The 18,089-nt window shown below is 35.9% G+C and carries 11 protein-coding genes and 1 tRNA gene; 5 read left to right on the top strand and 7 right to left on the bottom strand.

Annotation, left to right across the window (positions count from 1 at the left end):
- Nucleotides 1-397: 397 nt before the first annotated feature.
- Genes EVJ48_02085 through EVJ48_02095 form a run of 3 tightly spaced genes read right to left on the bottom strand, consistent with a single transcriptional unit; the run spans nt 398 to nt 5,951 of the window.
- Nucleotides 398-3,487, bottom strand: a complete 3,090-nt coding sequence (locus EVJ48_02085; GenBank protein RZV39985.1) for an efflux RND transporter permease subunit — start codon at nt 3,485-3,487, stop codon at nt 398-400.
- Complete coding sequence (locus EVJ48_02090; protein RZV39986.1) at nt 3,484-4,497, bottom strand: hypothetical protein; 1,014 nt, start codon at nt 4,495-4,497, stop codon at nt 3,484-3,486. The genes EVJ48_02085 and EVJ48_02090 overlap by 4 nt, the downstream gene beginning before the upstream one ends.
- Nucleotides 4,494-5,951, bottom strand: coding sequence for a TolC family protein (locus EVJ48_02095; protein ID RZV39987.1), 1,458 nt, complete (start codon nt 5,949-5,951; stop codon nt 4,494-4,496). The genes EVJ48_02090 and EVJ48_02095 overlap by 4 nt, the downstream gene beginning before the upstream one ends.
- 122 nt (nt 5,952-6,073) lie before the next feature.
- Between EVJ48_02095 and EVJ48_02100 the strand changes: the two genes are divergently transcribed.
- The 3 genes from EVJ48_02100 (at nt 6,074) to EVJ48_02110 (ending at nt 10,097) form a co-directional block, all read left to right on the top strand.
- Nucleotides 6,074-7,450 (top strand): MBL fold metallo-hydrolase, encoded by a 1,377-nt coding sequence (locus EVJ48_02100; protein RZV39988.1) that lies wholly within the window; start codon nt 6,074-6,076, stop codon nt 7,448-7,450.
- A 31-nt stretch (nt 7,451-7,481) separates the two neighbouring features.
- Nucleotides 7,482-9,434, top strand: coding sequence for a sensor domain-containing diguanylate cyclase (locus EVJ48_02105; protein ID RZV39989.1), 1,953 nt, complete (start codon nt 7,482-7,484; stop codon nt 9,432-9,434).
- A gap of 102 nt (nt 9,435-9,536) precedes the next feature.
- Entirely contained in the window at nt 9,537-10,097 is a 561-nt protein-coding gene (locus EVJ48_02110; protein ID RZV39990.1) for a hypothetical protein, read from the top strand.
- On the opposite strand, the gene EVJ48_02115 is transcribed toward EVJ48_02110, so the two are convergent.
- The 4 genes from EVJ48_02115 to EVJ48_02130 all read right to left on the bottom strand — a co-directional run bounded on the left by EVJ48_02115 (nt 10,094) and on the right by EVJ48_02130 (nt 13,853).
- Entirely contained in the window at nt 10,094-11,026 is a 933-nt protein-coding gene (locus EVJ48_02115; protein ID RZV39991.1) for an L-lactate dehydrogenase, read from the bottom strand. The two genes, EVJ48_02110 and EVJ48_02115, sit on opposite strands and share 4 nt — an antisense overlap.
- Nucleotides 11,027-11,174: 148 nt before the next feature.
- Entirely contained in the window at nt 11,175-11,768 is a 594-nt protein-coding gene (locus EVJ48_02120; GenBank protein RZV39992.1) for a cob(I)yrinic acid a,c-diamide adenosyltransferase, read from the bottom strand.
- Entirely contained in the window at nt 11,758-13,668 is a 1,911-nt protein-coding gene (locus EVJ48_02125; GenBank protein ID RZV39993.1) for a DUF3857 domain-containing protein, read from the bottom strand. The genes EVJ48_02120 and EVJ48_02125 overlap by 11 nt, the downstream gene beginning before the upstream one ends.
- 98 nt (nt 13,669-13,766) lie before the next feature.
- Nucleotides 13,767-13,853 (bottom strand) — tRNA-Leu (locus EVJ48_02130).
- Between the two features lie 128 nt (nt 13,854-13,981).
- Here EVJ48_02130 and rnr point away from each other — a divergent pair.
- Both rnr and EVJ48_02140 read left to right on the top strand, forming a co-directional pair.
- The gene (gene rnr, locus EVJ48_02135; GenBank protein ID RZV39994.1) at nt 13,982-16,189 is read left to right on the top strand and encodes a ribonuclease R; all 2,208 of its coding nucleotides are present in this window, start codon (nt 13,982-13,984) and stop codon (nt 16,187-16,189) included.
- Nucleotides 16,190-16,382: 193 nt separating this feature from the next.
- Nucleotides 16,383-18,065, top strand: a complete 1,683-nt coding sequence (locus EVJ48_02140; GenBank protein ID RZV39995.1) for an AarF/ABC1/UbiB kinase family protein — start codon at nt 16,383-16,385, stop codon at nt 18,063-18,065.
- Nucleotides 18,066-18,089 lie beyond the last annotated feature (24 nt).

An 18,089-nucleotide genomic window follows, 5' to 3' on the forward strand; every position in this document is an offset into this window, starting at 1 on the left:
AACAATTAGCAAATCTGGCACGCTTTAAAGAAAGATTATGGGAATTTAATAGAATAGAAGGCGATTTTTTAATTGTTAAAATATTGCTAAAATTTTGTACAAGTAATTTTTTGCCGCTATATACTTTGCTATGGTAATTACTGACTGAAGATATATTGTAAAAATAATTCAAATCATGCATGCCGACAGATAATGAAATACTGAGAAAAGCAAGGAAAATAAAAGTAACCTGCAAGTACTTATTCATTATTTACTAATTTATTGTTGAAATTTTTAATTTTTATTTAAAATAATAAATATTAGCTTATAATAGCATAATTTTACGGGTTTTGTAAAATAAAATTTTTGGAGATTGCAGAAAGCAGTTTGATTGTAATTACATTAAATATAATCTAAATTAGCCGTTATGTTGGGATTTAATTCTGTTTGTATCTGTTTTACTTTTACTAAAAAGCCCGACGTATATAATGGGGGCAAGCCACAGGGACATAAAAACGGATATTAGCAAGCCGCCCATAACCGCAACGGAAAGGGGTTTCAGTAGATCCGTACCTCTTCCTATGCCTATAGCCAGCGGCAGAAAACCGAAAACGTCCGCAAGCATAGTCATCAGTATTGGACGAAGGCGTTCTCTGGCGGCAAGAAAAACGGACGACGGGCTTGGGGACGAGTTAACGGTGCCGCTGATCTGCCTCGACCTTGCGAATATAAGAATTGCATTATTGGTGGAAATTGCAAAAACTAAAAGAATGCCTAGAAATGCCGTGCTATCTAGTTCTATACCGGTTATTAAAAGAGCGGCAAGCGCTCCTGCTCCCGACAGCGCAATAGCCGTCATAGATGCTATTGCAGCACGCTGGCTTGCGAACTGAAAACCGAAAAAGACGAATATAAGTATAAGCGCAAACGTGAGCATAACGGCCATCTGTTTAAAGCTTTTTACCTGCGAACGATAATATCCTCCGATAGAGGCGGTAACGGACGGCGGAAGATGCATAGAATCGATAACCTTGCGGGCTTTAGCCGCGCCCGCCGAAAGACCTTCGCCTTTTACCGGCTGAATGAAGATATAGGCATATGGAGCCATATTCTGGTGGGTTATAAAAGGAACTGCTTTTTTGACGCGTATTTTAGAAATATAATCTAATCTTGTATGCGTCCCGTTTTTAAGGGTAAAAGGCCAATTTTTTAGCTCGGATACCGAGACGGATTTATTTTTAATAAAGACACGCACGGGCAGTACCTGTTCTCCGTACAGCAAAAAGCCGGCTTTCTGTCCCCACAGGAGCCTTTTGACTTTATCCGCTATAACGGGCGGAGATATGCCGTAAACCGCCGCATAATAGGACGGCGTAAGGGTTATTTCCGGTCCTGCCGAAGGAGATTTAAAATTGACGTACTGGAAATTGCCGGTTTTTCTTAATTTATTTGCTAGAATTTTACCGTATTTTCTGAGCGCATTGGAGCTTTTGCCGAAAAGCATGACTTCTAAAGGCGCATGGGAGCCCGATAAAAACCCGAGACGGTTTACCATGAGCTGTTGAAAATTAAGGTCGATTAGGTCGGGAGCCGCATTATGAAACTTATTATAAAGTTTTCTCATTATTTTTTCGGTAGTTTCGGTGCGGTTTCTTTTTAAAACTATCGTTAAATCGCCCTTATTAGGCGTAGAATAAGGATTGTCCAAACTCCTGCCTACTACTAATGAAACCTTTTTTACGTTAGAGTTTTCTTTAGCTATGCGCATAAGATATTTTCCGGTTCTTTCGGTGCCGGCAACGCTGCTTCCCACGGGAGTCCTGAACGGAACTACAAAAATACCTTCGTCCCATTTCGGCAAAAAAGCCGTCCGCAGATAAAACATAGAAAACGCTATAGTTATTATGAGCGCAAAAATTATCGGCAATGCAAGCCAAGGCGACCTCATGCCCTTAATCAGTATATAGCCGTAAATTTTTCTAAGCCTGTTTTTTTTATAAATTTTACTTTTTTTTCCGGCGTTTTTTCTTTTTGCAAGCATTATAGTAAGTATCGGAGTAAGAGTTAAAGCCGTTAACTGCGACGTTATCAGCGCGATAACTATCGAAAGCGCCATTTGCTTAAAAAGTATGCCGAGAGTTCCGTGTATAAAGATAAGGGGTATAAAAACTATGGAAGACGTAATTGTCGCCGCGGTCATAAGCGGAAGTATTTTGCCTACGCGCTCTAATGCCGAGTCGCCGCCCATTTCATTAGCCAGCCCTCCCTTCATCTTATGAAAACCTCTTTCTACTATTACTATTGCATGGTCTATCATAGCTCCGATTGATGCCGTTAATCCGCCGAGCGTCATAATATTAAGACCGAAGCCTAAGGCATTAAGAATAACTACCGTTAAAGATACCGAAACGGGTATTACGGCAAGGGCTATAAGAGCGCCGTCCAGCCGCTTTAAAAAGAGAAATACTACGAACAATGCTATTAAGCCGCCGAGAATAAGGGCAATCCAGACGTCTTTAAGATTGGAATGGATAAGTCGGCTTGTATTATAGACTGAAATTATTTTTAAACCTTTCGGCAGGCGGCCGTTTAAAGATTTAATGCGGCGGCCGATATTTCCGGCGACTTTAACCGTATTTATATTTAAATCCGGCATAATATCGATAAGAAGCGCGTGTCGGTAACCGCTTACCGCCGCTTCGCGGATTAACGGCGGAGACCCAATTTTTACGGTTCCTAAGTCTTTCAAGGGTAAAAGAGTATGTTTTACCTGAATCATAATATTGGAAAGAGCTTTTATATCCGCCGGACGCGGGGTAGTCGCGACTACGAACTGTTTATGATATGTATTCAGGACTCCCGAAAAAAAAGGTCCCTGATACGACCTTAGTATTTTTACGATGTTTTCCGGACCGATATGATACTGGGCAAGACGAAGCGGATTTAAGTTTATTCCAGCCACGGGCCAGCCTCGTCCCGTTCCTTCTATCTGATAAATTCCTTTAACCGATAGTAAAGCAGGTCTTATCTTATAAGCAAAAGTTGACATCATTTCGGAACTGCCATAATTTTTACGGTTAGAAACAAGGGCATACTCGGCAAAAGGATATACGTTAGGAGACATCAGCCGGACGGTCATCTTGCTGCCCGGCGGCAGCGCCACCTGACTTAAACGCGATTCAAGCATTAAATAAGCTATATGAGGTTTTATGTTCGATTGAAAATAAACGGTAATTTTAGATATACCGTTGCCGGTTTGCGAGCGGACTAGGCGGACGCCCTGTTCTCCTTCCGCCGCTGCTTCGAGAGGTTTGGTCGCCTGAACCAGCATAAATTTTACGGGCAATCTGCCGCTGTGTACTAAAACGGAAACTCTTGGAAAATTGACGTCGGGGAAAATGCTCTCGGACATATTGCGTGTATAAAACCACCCGACGCCTATAATCATTAAAGAAAGAAGAATTACCGAAAATTTATTTTTCAAAAGAAAATTAAGATATCTTTTCAATGTTTTATCTCCACGGGAACGCCGGATTTAAGTCTAGTAACGGGATATATTATTATCGGTTCTTCTGGTTTTATCCGCCCTTTAACGTATGCTATGCCGTTTTTTTGCCTAATCACCTTTACGCCGACTGCTTGCGCTTTATTATTTACTATAGTAAATACCGCAGTTCCGCCTTTATGTATAAAAACCGCTCTTTTCGGCAAAGAAAAAACTGAGGCGGAAGATTCTTCAAATCGCAGTTTAACCCATTCGCTTGGAAGCAATATAGAATTCTTTTGCAGGCTTACATAAACCGGTACGAGTCCGTTATGAAACGCATTGCCGCCGATAGATATTATTTTGCCTGTTTCACGGGTACGCCCTTTTTTTATTTTAACCGTCATATTTTTATAAAGTTCAAAACTTTGGGAAGGCGTTACATATGTTTTGACCCAGGGCAGGCCTTTTCCGTTTAGTACCGCTACGGGACTTCCTGCCGCAACGATAGCGCCGTTCGCCGCTATATAACGAACCGTTCCTTTTGAACGGGAAACGATAAGGCCTTCACTGCTTATCGATTCTAAAGAGCGAAGAGAATAGTATGCGTCGGACAGGCTTAAAGCAGCCGCCTCCATGTTTTTTTTTGCGGCTACGCCGTAATGAAATAAAAGTTTCTCTCTTTTAAACTTTATCTTTGCGTACTTTACTTTACTCTTTGCGGAAATTATCTTTGCGTATAAACCTGGATTTACGACTCTTGCGATGACGGTTCCTGCTGCTACGAATTTTGGGAAAGAAAAAGATTCCATAAGTCTTCCCGTAAAAGGAGCTACAAAAACTTGCCTGCCGTTACTAATGACCTTTCCGATAGAAAAAATACTTTTTGCCGTGTAAGTTTTTTTAGCATATGCCACTTTTATCGGCATTACGGAACCGGCAAAGGCTAAGGGCATGCCGATACCGCAAAGGATGCAGGAGATAAAAATTAAAATTGAAATCAAAATTACATTTTTCATAGTTTTCGGTCTCATAGTTTTCCTTCTCCGGAGGGGATTATTCCCATATCTATATCTAATTGAGAAATTGCCAAATAAAACCCGTTTACCGCTTTGACAAGTTCTATACGCGATTTTATCCAATTATTCTGGGCTTCCTGCAATTCAAGGGCATTAAAAGCCCCTGCCAAATAAGCCTCTTTCGTCATATTAAAAACTTCACCGGATTTTTTGACTAAAACTTTTACTCCATAAATTTTATTTTTTGAGGCAGACGCTCTGCCGTAATCTATTGTAAGCCTTTTTTTTACGGACAATTTAACTGCTGATGCGGCGGATTTAAGCGCCATAAGCCTTTCATTCGCCGCGTCTATGTAACCTTTATGAAGTCCGAAATTATAAATAGGAACGTTCAGCATGACGAAAAACTGCCACCCAAGATTAGGGGCGTCGAAGGAACTTACGGTGTCTTCTCCGTATGCGGCGCCGCCCTGAATGTTCGGGAGACTTCCGGCTTTACTTATTGAAACGGATGATTTGGCGGATTTAATTTCCGCATCGGCTATTTTAAGCAGAGGCTGTTTTTTTATAGCTTTAGAAATCAGCCTTTTTAAAGGAGGAATCCGGTAATTGAAACCGGCGCTGTTCGGAGCGTTTATGCGCAAAGAAAGTTTTGCATGACGGATGCTGCCGTAAAATATCTCCATAAGAAACATTCGTTCAGAGGATTTTAATTTTGATTTCAAAATTTCCAGATTAGTTTTAATTTTGTCGGTCATAAGTTCAGTCTGAACGACGTCAAAACGCGAAAGACTGCCGGCTTTATATCCTATTTTTGCGGCGGTTAAAATTTTTTTCGCGCCGCTTAGCGCTTTTCGTTCTATTTTTATTTCGTCTTTTAGCAGGATAAGTCCGTAAAAATATTGCGTTATACGGGCGGCAGTGAAAAGGCGCGCCAGACGAAGCATGTATTCCGCAATCTTAAGATTATCTCCCGCAAGCGAAATTTCGCCGTATATTTTCGGGTCGAATATCGGAACGCTTAAACTTACCTGCCCTATTAACTCCCTCATTCCGTTTGCTGAAGCGAATACGGGATATCCGTTTTTCGTTCGTGTCCAGATTCCTCCGGCATTTACTGCGATATCCGGAAGTAAACCGGCGTCCGCCGCTTTTTCTAAGTCCGTTTTTTCTGATATTATATGCTCGGCTTCTAAAATGTTTCCTTGATTTGCTAAAGCTCTTTTAATAGCCTGTGTTAAGGTTATTTTTATAATTCCGTCAGATATTGAAGGTTGAATTCCAAATGTTTTAATTAATTTTATTTTATTTACCTTATTAAATTTTAAATAGTTGCCGGCATTATGTGCTTTTGAGATGTTGTAGGCACATGCCGTTTTGACTAAATTGAATATATTTAAGGCGGATATGATGATTAAAAATAAAAATATAAAAACCGTTTTTTCCGCAGCCGAAATTTTTTTTTGCATAAAAATTTAATGAAAGATATAATAATGCATAATACATAATATAATTTTAATTATGTGTTGTATTATATATAATGTTCTTTGATTATGCAAATTACCGGAATTAATCAATAGGAGGGTAAGGGATGATAATAAAATCTTTCGGAGCGGCAAAAAATGTTACGGGAAGTTGCCATATGCTCATAGACGAGAAAGATGGTTCGAGTGTAATGATAGATTTTGGTTTGTTTCAGGAAAGGGAATTTGAAGACAGAAACTACAAACTAGATTTTGACCCTAAAGACCTCGATTATCTGATTTTAACGCACGCACATATAGACCATTGCGGCAGGATTCCGTTTTTGGCTAAAAACGGATTTAAAGGGCGGATTTTATGTACGAAGCCTACTTATCAGCTTGCGAAGGTATTGCTTTTAGACACAGGAAAAATAATGACGGAAGGCTACAGATACGAATTGAAAAAAGCCTTAAGGAGAAACGAAGAGAAACCCCGTCTTTTATACGACGAATCAGACGTGCTTGGTTCTTTTGATTATTTCGACCCCGTTCTGGAATACGGAAAACCCCATGAATTAAAAAACGGTTTTGTCGTTTCAGTGCATGATGCCGGACATATTTTAGGTTCTTCTTTTGTAAAAGTCGGTAAAAACGGCAAATCGGCAATATTTTCCGGCGACCTCGGAAACAAAGAAAAACCTATAGTTAGAAATTTCGAGTATCCCGACGAGGCGGATATAGTATATACCGAAACAACCTACGGCGACAGAAATCACAGAAGTTTTAAAGAATCAAAAGAAGAATTTTTGGCGGCTATAACGGAAACTTTTAAAAATAACGGCAATGTATTAATTCCAAGCTATGCTACGGAAAGGGCGCAGGATATACTGTATATGCTCAGGGAGTTTTACGAACAAGGGCTTTTGCCGAAATGCAGGGTTTTTTTGGATTCTCCTCTCGCGTTAAACGTTACTAATATATTCGTCCAAAATTTTTCTTACTTTAAAGAAGACAATATTCCGCTTTTTAAAAAAGGCGACCCTTTCGATTTTCCGTATTTAAATATAGTAAAAGACATAGAAGAATCGAAAAGTATAAACAAAGTATCGGAAAGAGCCGTTATAATAGCAGGAAGCGGTATGCTGCACGGCGGCAGGATCCTTCATCACCTTAAACATAATATATGGAAAAAAGAAAATGCGGTAATATTTGTAGGTTATCAGGCAAAAGGAACGCTCGGCAGAAAAATAGTGGAAAAAGAACAGGCAGTTCGTATTTTGGGCGAAAACTTTAAAGTTAATGCCAAAATTTATACTATAAACGGTTTTTCGTCGCACGCAGACCAGAATGAGCTCATGGAATGGATTAGCGCCTTAAAGTTCAAGCCTCAAAAAGCTTGCCTAGTTCACGGCGACGAAGACGTAATGAATGTTTATAAGGGCAAGCTGGAAGAAAAAGGGCTTGATGTTTATATACCTTCTTACGGAGAGGAAATAAATTTTTAACCGAAAACTATAACGCAAGAAATAAAAATATGTGTATATATGGCATATGGCGATTAACAGGCTGAACAATAATAAAACGATAATAATAACCGGAATAGCTGCTATAATTTTATGGATAATAACAGCCGCCGTAACTTTCGACAGGACTTTTATACCTTTAAAAAACTATATAGGCAAAAATTCAAAAATAGTATTAGAAGTATCCGTAATTAACGACGATTTAACCCGAACAGGCTCTTTAATAAAAAGGGTAATTTTTTACGAAACATATAAACCCGTTAACTATAAAAATAAAGTCAAAAAATATCTAAAAAAATTATCTCTTATCGTAAATAAGACCGACGGTGATTATAAAAAATTATTTATCCTGCTAAACATTAAAACTCCTGTAAAATTAAAAAAAATATCTCTTCGCAATAATAAATATTTTTCCTCGTTTGCTCGAAAATCTTACTATCACTGGGAATATGTTTCAAAGCCGATAATCAAAAGATTTATTAAGTATTCCAGTCTTGTGACTTTAAAATTGTCGGACAAAATGTTTCTCGAATATACCCTGAATAAATCCGTTTTGCCGACGTATGCGTTTATCCGTAAAATATCCGCCGGTTTCGTATATTTAGTCCGTTTTGCCGCATTCGTATTTATTTTTGGAACAATAGTAATTATATTTCTCGGCATTCTCGTCATATATTATTTAAACAAATTTTTTCGAGAAATCAGGAAAAGCGAAGAGAGATTTAGGACTATGTTTGATAGCAGTCCGGTCGCGCATCTGGTTAAGGACATAGAAACGGGAAATATTATCGACGCTAATAAAACGGCGGAAAAGTTTTACGGTTATACAAGAAAAGAGTTAACGGCTATGAATATTACCGATATTGCTTTAGTAAGCAAAGAAGAAGATAAGCGGTTTAGAATGGAAGCGTATAGTAAAGGCATAGGAAACCCGATAGCAAAAATTTTTAATCATAAACTTAAAAATAACGACATAAAAAGAGTAGAAGTAACCCTCTCAAAAATAGAAATAGACGGCAAAGAATATCTTATTAATTCGATTATAGATATAACGGAAAAAATACTTTACGAAAACTCTTTAAAGAAATCGGTCGAGTTTTTTAAAATATTGAGCGAGAACATTCCGTCAATAGTAAGCTTATACCGCGAAAAAGTAATTTACATGAATTCATTCTGTTTGAAAGCTCTCGGTTACTCCGTAGACGATATTGCCGATTTAAATCCGCTGGATTTAGTAGATGTGCGCGAAGAAGAAAAATTAAAATTGATTGAAAATATGAAACGAAGGCTTAACGGCGAATCGTTCAATGAAAAATACACGTTAAAAGTGAAGAAAAAGAACGGCGAAACATTCTGGGGAGAAATAATTGCCATGACCGTTTTTTTTGAAAATAAATGGACAGGACTCGTGATTATCACTGATGTCAGCGACAGGGTAGTCAAAGAACTAAATTTGCAGAATGAAAGAGATATTTTCAAAGAAATTTCGGAGTTAGATGGCTTGACGAATATTGCTAACAGAAGGTCGTTTGACGAGAGATTAGATAATTCTATAAGCGACGCTATGCTTAAAAATGCAAAATTTTCCTTGATAATGTTCGATATAGACCGTTTTAAGGAAATTAACGATACCTTCGGGCATCAGGCGGGGGATTCAGTTCTTTCCGAGCTTGCGTTTTTAATTAAAGGGAATATAAGAAAGGATGATTTTTTTGCAAGGTTCGGCGGCGAAGAATTTATGATAATATCTAATAATATCGGGATTAGGGGCGCTGTAGAACTTGCCGAAAAATTAAGGCTAAAGGTGGAAACATACGACTTTTCCTCAAAAATTAACGTCAAGTGTAGTTTCGGAGTAACGGCTTATAAACGGGAAGACAACGCCGAAAGCATAATAAAAAGAGCGGATGAAGCCATGTATAAGGCAAAACAAAACGGCAGGAACAGGGTTGAAAGCATAGAATGATAATGTGTAATTGTATATTATATGAATATATGATATAACTTAAAATATAAGTTTGATATCGATATAATTATTAATAAAATAATAAAAGCGGGATAAATTTTTATGGACGAAATGAGCAATTCAAGTTTTCATTCCGATTTCGATAAAATATTTGAAAGCGGCAGGAATAAAAATAATTTAGAATTAAATCCGTATTTTAAAATAGGCGTTTTTGTCTTTTTGATACTTTTTTTATGGACGCTTATTATTTATCTGTATGTATCTTATGTAAACAAGACAACTAAATACGACGATGTTTTAAAAAGTATAAATTACAAACTTAAAAACGATTCTCTAAAACTTAAAAGACTTAACTCTAATATTATATTTTTCAGAAAAGTCGCCGAAAACCAGGTTAACGTTTCTTATATATTATATCTTCTGTCGCTTCACAGGTTCGGCGAAAGTAGAATAAAATCCATATCCGTCAACAAAGGTAAAGTCGCCATTTCCGTTTTTTCATTGGAAAAAGGCTTTACGAGAACTTTAAACCTTATGAACGATTACGTAATTTATCTTAATATTTACGATATGAAAATGCATACCGGCAGATTTTATCTGAATGCGCTAAAGAGTAAAAATAAAGAAATAATAGGCGTTCTTTCGAGTAAAAGATTCTTTTAGTCTATAAAGCCGCCGTCTTTGAGGTCTTTTATCGCATTTTGTATTACCGACGCCGAGCATTTTAATCCGTCTATTTCTTTCTGCGCCAGCGGAGGTTTAATAACGCTTTCTATGCCGTCTTTTGAAAGAATTGCCGGAACGCCGGTATATATGCCGTTAATCCCGTAATAATCCTCAAGATAAACCGATAAAGGCATTATCTGTCTTCTGTCTTTAACCATAGATTCTATTATTTCAGCCATTACCACTGCTGGAGCGAATATCGTTCCGCCTTTTAAGGCAATTACTTCCGCCGCGCAAGTTCTTGAATATTCGGCAATCTGTTCAAGCTTTTCTGCGTCGTAACCGGGAATACAGCTTAAAGGGACGCTGTTAATGCTTGCAAGCGAAAAAACCGGCGTCATACTGTCGCCGTGTTCTCCCAAGAACATAATATCTACGTCTTTAGGATTTAAGTCGAAAAACGTGCCTACCGCAGACCTTAATCTTGTGGTATCGAGCATTGTTCCCATTCCAAAGACTTTTTTCCTTTCAAAGCCGGAGACCCTATATGCTACGTACGTCATTATATCTACCGGATTTGAAACGACGAAAAGAATGGCCGTTCTGTTATATTTTGTGATATTGCTTACTATATCTTTTAATATGTGCACGTTTTTTTTATTTAAATCTAATCTCGATTCGCCTGGTTTTCTTGGAATGCCTGCCGTAATAACGATTATATCGGCGTCTTTTACCGAGTCGTAATCGGCTGTTTTTACCCTTGTATATCCGGTTAAGGACGTACCGTGCGAAATATCCAGCATTTCGCCTCTAGACAGATTATGATTTATATCTATAAGCGTAACTTCTCTTACTATGTCTTTCAGGGTAAGCGTATATGCCAATGTCGCTCCGAGTCTGCCTGCGCCGATTATGCTTACTTTCATTAAAAACCTCCGATTTAATAATGGTTTTATAATTAATTGATTTTTAAAATACAGATTTATTTATAAATTTAATTGAAAAAGAAAATTAGACGAAAATTATTATATTATATAGCGGAATAAAAAATCAATTAATATTTATAGCAATCCGTTATTTTTCTATTCCTGTCCTCGACGGTACGTTATTATTATAATAATGTTTTATTTCCTTCATTTCGGTGACAAGATCGGCTATATCGATTATTTCTTGCGGGGCATTTCTTCCTGTGAGTATAAGTTCCAAATTTTTTCTTTTATTTTTTATTAAATCGATTATTTCTTCCGTTTTTACTATACCTATATTCATAGCTACGTTAATTTCGTCAAGCACTAGAATACCTATGCCGTTATCCGAACAGGCTGTATCTAAAGCAAGCGATAAACCTTTTCGGTTAGATGCTATATCTTTTTCGCGCAGTTTGTCTTTGTTTATAAAATAGGGGCTTCCTGCTTGATATATTTTAATAGAATGAGAGCAAGCCTCCAATGCTTTAACCTCTCCGGAATAAGAGCCGCCTTTTAAAAATTGTATTATTAACGATTTTATATTATGCCCGCTCGCCCTTAATACCTGACCTATAGCCGCCGTAGTTTTGCCTTTTCCGTTTCCGGTATAAACCTGAACCAATCCTATTTCTAAAAAACCGTCGGAAGAAGATATTTCCTTAAACCAGTTATTGTGTTTGGATAAATTTTTATCGCTCATTAAATATGATAACTTGAGATGATAAAGTTTTAATAGTATAATTGAACAATTTTTTTGCCGCCGCATAATTTGCCGTTTTAATTTTATATCCGAATACGGAGAAAATAGAATTAAAAATCAGCGCTCCGTTTTTTATACTATAAGCAGTTTTAAAAGAGCCGACTTTATTTTTAAAACTGACAGCTTGAGGTATATACATAATTTTGTAATTTTTTGGAAAGTTTATATTGACGGCGGTTTTTTCGGAAAAGTTATAACCGAATTTTATAGGATATTTTCTTTTTTTTAAGGCGGTTATTTTTGCAAGTTCGTTACGCGTCCTTAACGGAATTCTTATCATTATTTTTTTGCCGTTTTTGCCTGCATATTTTTTTGCCGTAAAAGAAAACCTTTCGATATATGGTTTAGTCATGCTGTCGCCGTTTTCAAAAGAATAATTTATGAGTTTTGCATTGGGAGCTATAGACATTATATTTTTTAATACCCCGTTTCTTTTATTTTTTTTGGAAATAGAAGAATAAAGGTACCGTTTATACATATCGTATGCGCCGCCGTAAATTATAGCTGCTCTGACTTTAATGCTGCCGTTTGTGTAAACCGATACATATTCCTTGTCGCTAATATAGTTTTTTGACGGAGGAAATATAGGAGTTCTTGCTATTACAGCCTTTCCGCCGACTATTATCAATACGTTTCTGCCTTGATCCATCGGCGGCAGGTCGCCGAAAGTAGTAACGTTAGACGTAGTGTCCGCAAACATAAATTTTCCGGATTTGAGTTTTATTGCCGTAATTTCATGGTCAAATACAAAAGGCGTAGGTATATCAGGATTCATGTTTGGAATTTCGGTTGTCGGTATCAGAACGGGATATGCTTTAACCCCTATCTGATTTAGCATTGAAGCAAAAAGCGTAGCATGGTCTTTGCAGTCGCCTAACCTGTTTTTAAAAATAGCGTTTACGTTGCTGGGTTTATATCCGTCTATGCCGAATTCATATCCTACGTATCTGATTTTTTTTGCTACAAAATTATAGATAGATTTTATTTTTGCTAATTTTGTTTTTTTTGAAGCAGTTATTTTTATAAAATCTTTAAGTTGCTTCCCTGGTTTTATTATATCTTTAGTCAGATTTGCATACCATCCTGCTACGTCGTTCCATGATTTTACCGACGATACCATAACATGAGGAACTATAAAAGATTCACCTGGACCCATTGGCTCGGGGGTTAACTTTTTTCTGTTCCATAAAGACCAGACAAGAGTAATATTTTTCGAATTTTTTATTATTTCGGGTTTTTCTTTAAAACCGTATTCGGCGTATCTATAATATACTCCGTCGGGTATAGTTAATTTATATACGGATTTTTTTAAAGGGGAGAGTCCTCCGAAATAGTCTTCCGTAAAAAAATTATTTTTCATATAAGGTTTTAATACTATAGACCTGAATTTATAGTCTAATATCGAGCCTTTAGAAAGACCCGGAATTTGTATAGTTTTTAACAGCTGGTTCGAAAAAATAGGCGCTTCCGGATTAAAAGGGGCTGTTACCGTTTTTAAGTTATTTAAATTTATATGTATGATATTTCCGTTAGGCTGGATTATTTTAATAAAATAAACTTTTAATTTTTGATTTTTGCTTGAAAAAGGGAATGAAAGTGACGAGTATTTTTTTACGCCTTTTTTATTAAATATTTTTATTATTTCGTGCTCCGTCATAACGTCTTCGAAATTTCTTTTTATAGTTTCCGCTGTATAATCCAATAAAGTTTCCGACGAAGAAGCGGAGTAATTTCGCGTATATGCGTAGCATTTTGCCGTATTAAAATTAAACCCGATTAACATCATAATTATAAAAAGCGCAAAAAATGCGATCTCTGCTGTAAATCTTTTACATTGCATAAATTCTCCGTATTCTATTAATATTTAATTATGTAAGTTATTAAATTATTTTGTTTATTTTGAGCGGCCGGCTATTTTTTTATAATTATTTGTGTTTATGGTGCCGGAAGGGGGAATCGAACCCCCACAAGATAAATCTTACACGGCCCTGAACCGTGCGCGTCTACCAGTTCCGCCATTCCGGCAGAAAATAAATAAAAATAATTATAATGACAAAAAATACTACAGGTGCTATTATTATATATATTTTATATACATACTTTATTTTTTTATAATTTTATCATATTTTAAAAATAAATAATACTAAAAACCGATGAAAACCGTAACAAGAGACGATATAATCTATCTGTTTTCCGGAAAATCAGACGTTCCTCTTTCCTTTGCCGATATTAAACATGGTTTAAACGTTAAATCTGCAAAAAACCTTTATACTGTAAAAAAAATCCTCGATTCCATGACGGCGGACGGCGACTTAATTTTTACTAAAGGGGAAAAATATATATTTTCTCAAAAACTTAATTTTATACACGGCACTGTAGTATTAAAAAAACGAAATTTCGCATTCGTCACCGATGAAACCGGCGGTGGGAAAGATATTTTTGTTAAAATTTCCGATCTTGCCGGAGCTATTCCCCAGGATACCGTCGTTATGCAGATTATGCCGGATAGCGCTTACTATTTAAAGAAAAAGCAAAAAAATAGAAATTCCGAAACTAAACGCGGAAGGGTAGTTAGAATAATCAAAAGAAATTTAAAAAACATCAAAGCAGTCGTTAAGGTCGAAAAAAATATTGCAGTTTTGACGCCTTTATCCCCTGAGTTTGACGACTTATTTTATTTCGATATGCATAAATTTAAAGACAAGGATAAATTAAAAAACGGCGTTATCGTAAATGCGGTTTTGTCCGAAACGGACGATTTTTCGTCGCGTATAGTATCTATAGATAAAATTTTGGGCGATATTGAAGAAAAAGATGCCGAGGAAGAGATAATACTTAATAAATATAATATTTATAAATCTTTTGGAGAAAAAGCGTTAAAAGAATTAGACGAATTTTCTTCAGATATAGAAGAATCGGATAAGAAAGAAAAAGAAAGGCTTGATTTAACGGCATTGCCTTTTATTACCGTTGACGGTGAAGATGCGAAAGATTTCGACGATGCTGTTTATTTGCAGTCGGGAGGCAAATCGAAAACCGGTGCGGCAAAACTTTACGTGGCTATAGCCGACGTTTCTTATTTTGTAAAATTCGGCAGCGCAATAGACGATGAAGCTTTTAAGAGGGGCAATTCTACATATTTTCCCGGCAGCGTATATCCCATGCTTCCGGAAAAATTATCAAACGGATTGTGCAGTCTTCTGCCGGAAAAAAAGCGTTTTGTTATGGTTTGCGAAATGGATATAGACTTAAAGAAGGGTATTATTAAAAAGAAAAAAATATACAAAGGCGTTATAAAAACTTTCGGAAGGTTGACTTATAACGAAGTATATAATTTTCTTAAGGCGTTGGACGAAAATAAAAATGATATTTTAAACGAAAAACTAATACCTATAAAAGATATGCTTGTCGGTATGAGAAACCTTTCCAATATATTACGGAATAAGAGAATCAAAAACGGCAGCTTAAATTTTGACCCCGTAAAAAGCAAAGTGGAGCTTGACGAAAATAAAGAACCTATAAGCGTGGTTCCGGAGCCGAGAAATTTTGCCTATGATTTAATAGAAGATTTCATGATAACCGCGAACTGCGCCGTTGCCGAATTTATCGAATCGAAAAAAATACCTTCGATATACAGGGTGCATGAAAGACCCGACGAAGACAAGGTAAAAGATTTTTTTAAAATGTTAAAATATTTTAAAATTTCCGTTCCAAACGTTTCAATGGAAAATCCTTCCGATTACCAAAAAATGCTCGATAAAATAAAAGGAACGCCGCTTTCGGCTTTTCTTGAACAGGCATTTTTAAGGTCTATGAAAATAGCGGTTTATTCGCAGGTAAATATACGCCATTTCGGTCTTGCTTTGTCGTCTTACACGCATTTTACTTCGCCGATAAGAAGATATGCCGACCTTATAATACATAGAATACTTGCGTTTATAATTAGCAATGAAAGAAACGAAAATAAAATTCCGGAATGGTTAAATCCTGAATATTTAAAATCGGTTTCAAACGCAATTTCCAGAAGGGAAAAGCTTTCCTCAGACGCAGAAAGGGAATATTTAGACTTTAAAAAGATGCAGTTTTTAAAGAAACACGAACAGTCTCTTTATGAAGGTTTTATTACCAACGTCGTGAATTTTGGTTTTTTCGTCGATATTAAAGGATTTTTTATACAGGGATTCGTGCATGTTTCAACGATAGCGGACGATTATTATGAATACAGCGATTACTCTAAAATTCTTAAGGGAAGGCATACAAGAAAAATATTTAAGACTGGGGACGGAGTTTTGATTAGCGTTTATTCCATAGACCTTCTTAAAAGAGAAATAGACCTTAGATTCGTTAAATTTCAAAAATGAAAAATATATAATAATATAATATAGATAGAATATGTTATTATTACTGGAAAAATTTGTAAGAAAAAGGTGCCAGATTTTATTTTACGCATAAGAAAAAGAACAATTAACGATAAAAGATGTTGCGTAAAATTAATCTGACACCTTTTTCATGACGCTTTTTTCTTAAATATAACTAAATAAATAATTTATTACCATGAAAATAAGCGATTTTGTAAAACTGATAAGAGCAATCAGGCGGATAAGACAGGTTATTTCTATATTTGCAAAACACGGTTTTTATCAGATTATAACTAATATAGGCCTGTCTAAATTTTTTATATTTAAAAAATATCTAAAGGCGGCTTACCCCGTCGACGACTACCTTAACGTTCCGCCTGAAATAAGGCTGAGATATGCCATGGAAGAGCTTGGACCTACTTTTATTAAGCTCGGACAGGTATTTTCTCAGGAAATACGCACCCTGCCGTTAAAATATATCGAGGAGCTTAGAAAACTTCAGGATGCGACCCGTGCGGATTTTAATAACATAAAAGAAATAGACGAAATATTTAAAAACGAAACAGGCAAAAATATAGAAGACGTTTTTGAATCATTCGACGAAATTCCGGTCGCATCGGCTTCAATAGCACAGGTGCATAAAGCCGTTTTGAAAGACGGTACTAAGGTTGCGGTAAAAATAAAAAAAAGAAACGTAGATAAATCTATAAAAAACGATATAGACGTTTTATATTTTATAGTCGGTATAATTAAGGAAGCCGTAAAAGAACTTTTATATATAGACAACGTAGAAGATTTATTTAAAGAATTCAGCAAAAGCATTATGTCTGAACTGGATTTCATGGCTGAAGCCGGATACACCGAAAAAATAAGAAAATCCAATTTAGACAAAGACACCGTTGAAATTCCAAAAATTTACTGGCAGTATTCAGCTAAATCTATATTGGTCGAAGATTTTATAGACGGCGTAAAAGTCAGCGATATAGACGAACTTTCTAAAAAAGGTTACGACAATAAAGTTATTCTTAAAATATTTTTAAATCACTTCTTTAAACAGATATTTATAATAGGTTATTTTAACGCCGATCCGCATCCGGGGAACGTTTTTGTAATAGATCGGGAAAAAATAGGTATAATAGATTTCGGTTCGGTTGGAATACTGACGAAAGATTTGCGAAAAAAAATATTGAAATATTTTATAGAATTTTTTAACGCACATTATGAAGAAGCTGCTTCTTTGTTTATAGAAATATGCATGGGAGATTTAACCGATAAAGAAGAACAGATTTTTAAATTTGAACTCATGGAATTCATAGAAAGTTTTTATAATAAACCTTTTAAGGATATTTACAGTTCCGAAATTCTATTGGAAACTTTAAGAATAGGACAAAAAAATAAATTAACGATACCGTCGGAACTTTCTTTGTTGTTCAAGGCTTTACTGCCAATAGAATCTATAGCTAAAACGCTTGACCCCGATTTTTCTTTCGTCGATTCAGGTTTAAAATTCTTTGATTTTGACGTTTTAATCGATAAAAAAGAAAAAGTAAAAGATATTAAAGAATCTTTCGTAGATAAATTTAAAAATTATAAAGATTTATTTAGCGGATTTCCTAAAAGAGCTGATAAAATACTTAAAAAAATGTCGGAGGATAATTTTTCCATAGATTTTATCCATAAAGGTTTAGACGGTCTTATAGGAGAAATGGAGAAATCCAGTAAGAGAATGACGAACGGACTTTTGATAGCGTCTTTGATAATTTCATCCGGCATTTTGGTTTTCATAGGAAGCGTTTATTTGCATTTTTATATTTTGATTATGGGCATAGCCGGATGGGTAATGGGTTTAATGTATATATTAATTTTATTGCTTAAATAATTTAACCGTTATAAATATTATAAA

It is taken from the genome of Candidatus Acidulodesulfobacterium acidiphilum (assembly GCA_008534395.1).
GTDB lineage: Bacteria > SZUA-79 > SZUA-79 > Acidulodesulfobacterales > Acidulodesulfobacteraceae > Acidulodesulfobacterium_A > Acidulodesulfobacterium_A acidiphilum.

Coding starts and splice junctions, on each gene's coding strand:
- rnr (RZV39994.1), top strand. CDS start 13,982: ATGAAAACCGTAACAAGAGACGATATAATCTATCTGTTTTCCGGAAAA.
- EVJ48_02115 (RZV39991.1), bottom strand. CDS start 11,026: ATGAAAGTAAGCATAATCGGCGCAGGCAGACTCGGAGCGACATTGGCA.
- EVJ48_02110 (RZV39990.1), top strand. CDS start 9,537: ATGGACGAAATGAGCAATTCAAGTTTTCATTCCGATTTCGATAAAATA.
- EVJ48_02120 (RZV39992.1), bottom strand. CDS start 11,768: ATGAGCGATAAAAATTTATCCAAACACAATAACTGGTTTAAGGAAATA.
- EVJ48_02100 (RZV39988.1), top strand. CDS start 6,074: ATGATAATAAAATCTTTCGGAGCGGCAAAAAATGTTACGGGAAGTTGC.
- EVJ48_02090 (RZV39986.1), bottom strand. CDS start 4,497: ATGAGACCGAAAACTATGAAAAATGTAATTTTGATTTCAATTTTAATT.
- EVJ48_02125 (RZV39993.1), bottom strand. CDS start 13,668: ATGCAATGTAAAAGATTTACAGCAGAGATCGCATTTTTTGCGCTTTTT.
- EVJ48_02095 (RZV39987.1), bottom strand. CDS start 5,951: ATGCAAAAAAAAATTTCGGCTGCGGAAAAAACGGTTTTTATATTTTTA.
- EVJ48_02140 (RZV39995.1), top strand. CDS start 16,383: ATGAAAATAAGCGATTTTGTAAAACTGATAAGAGCAATCAGGCGGATA.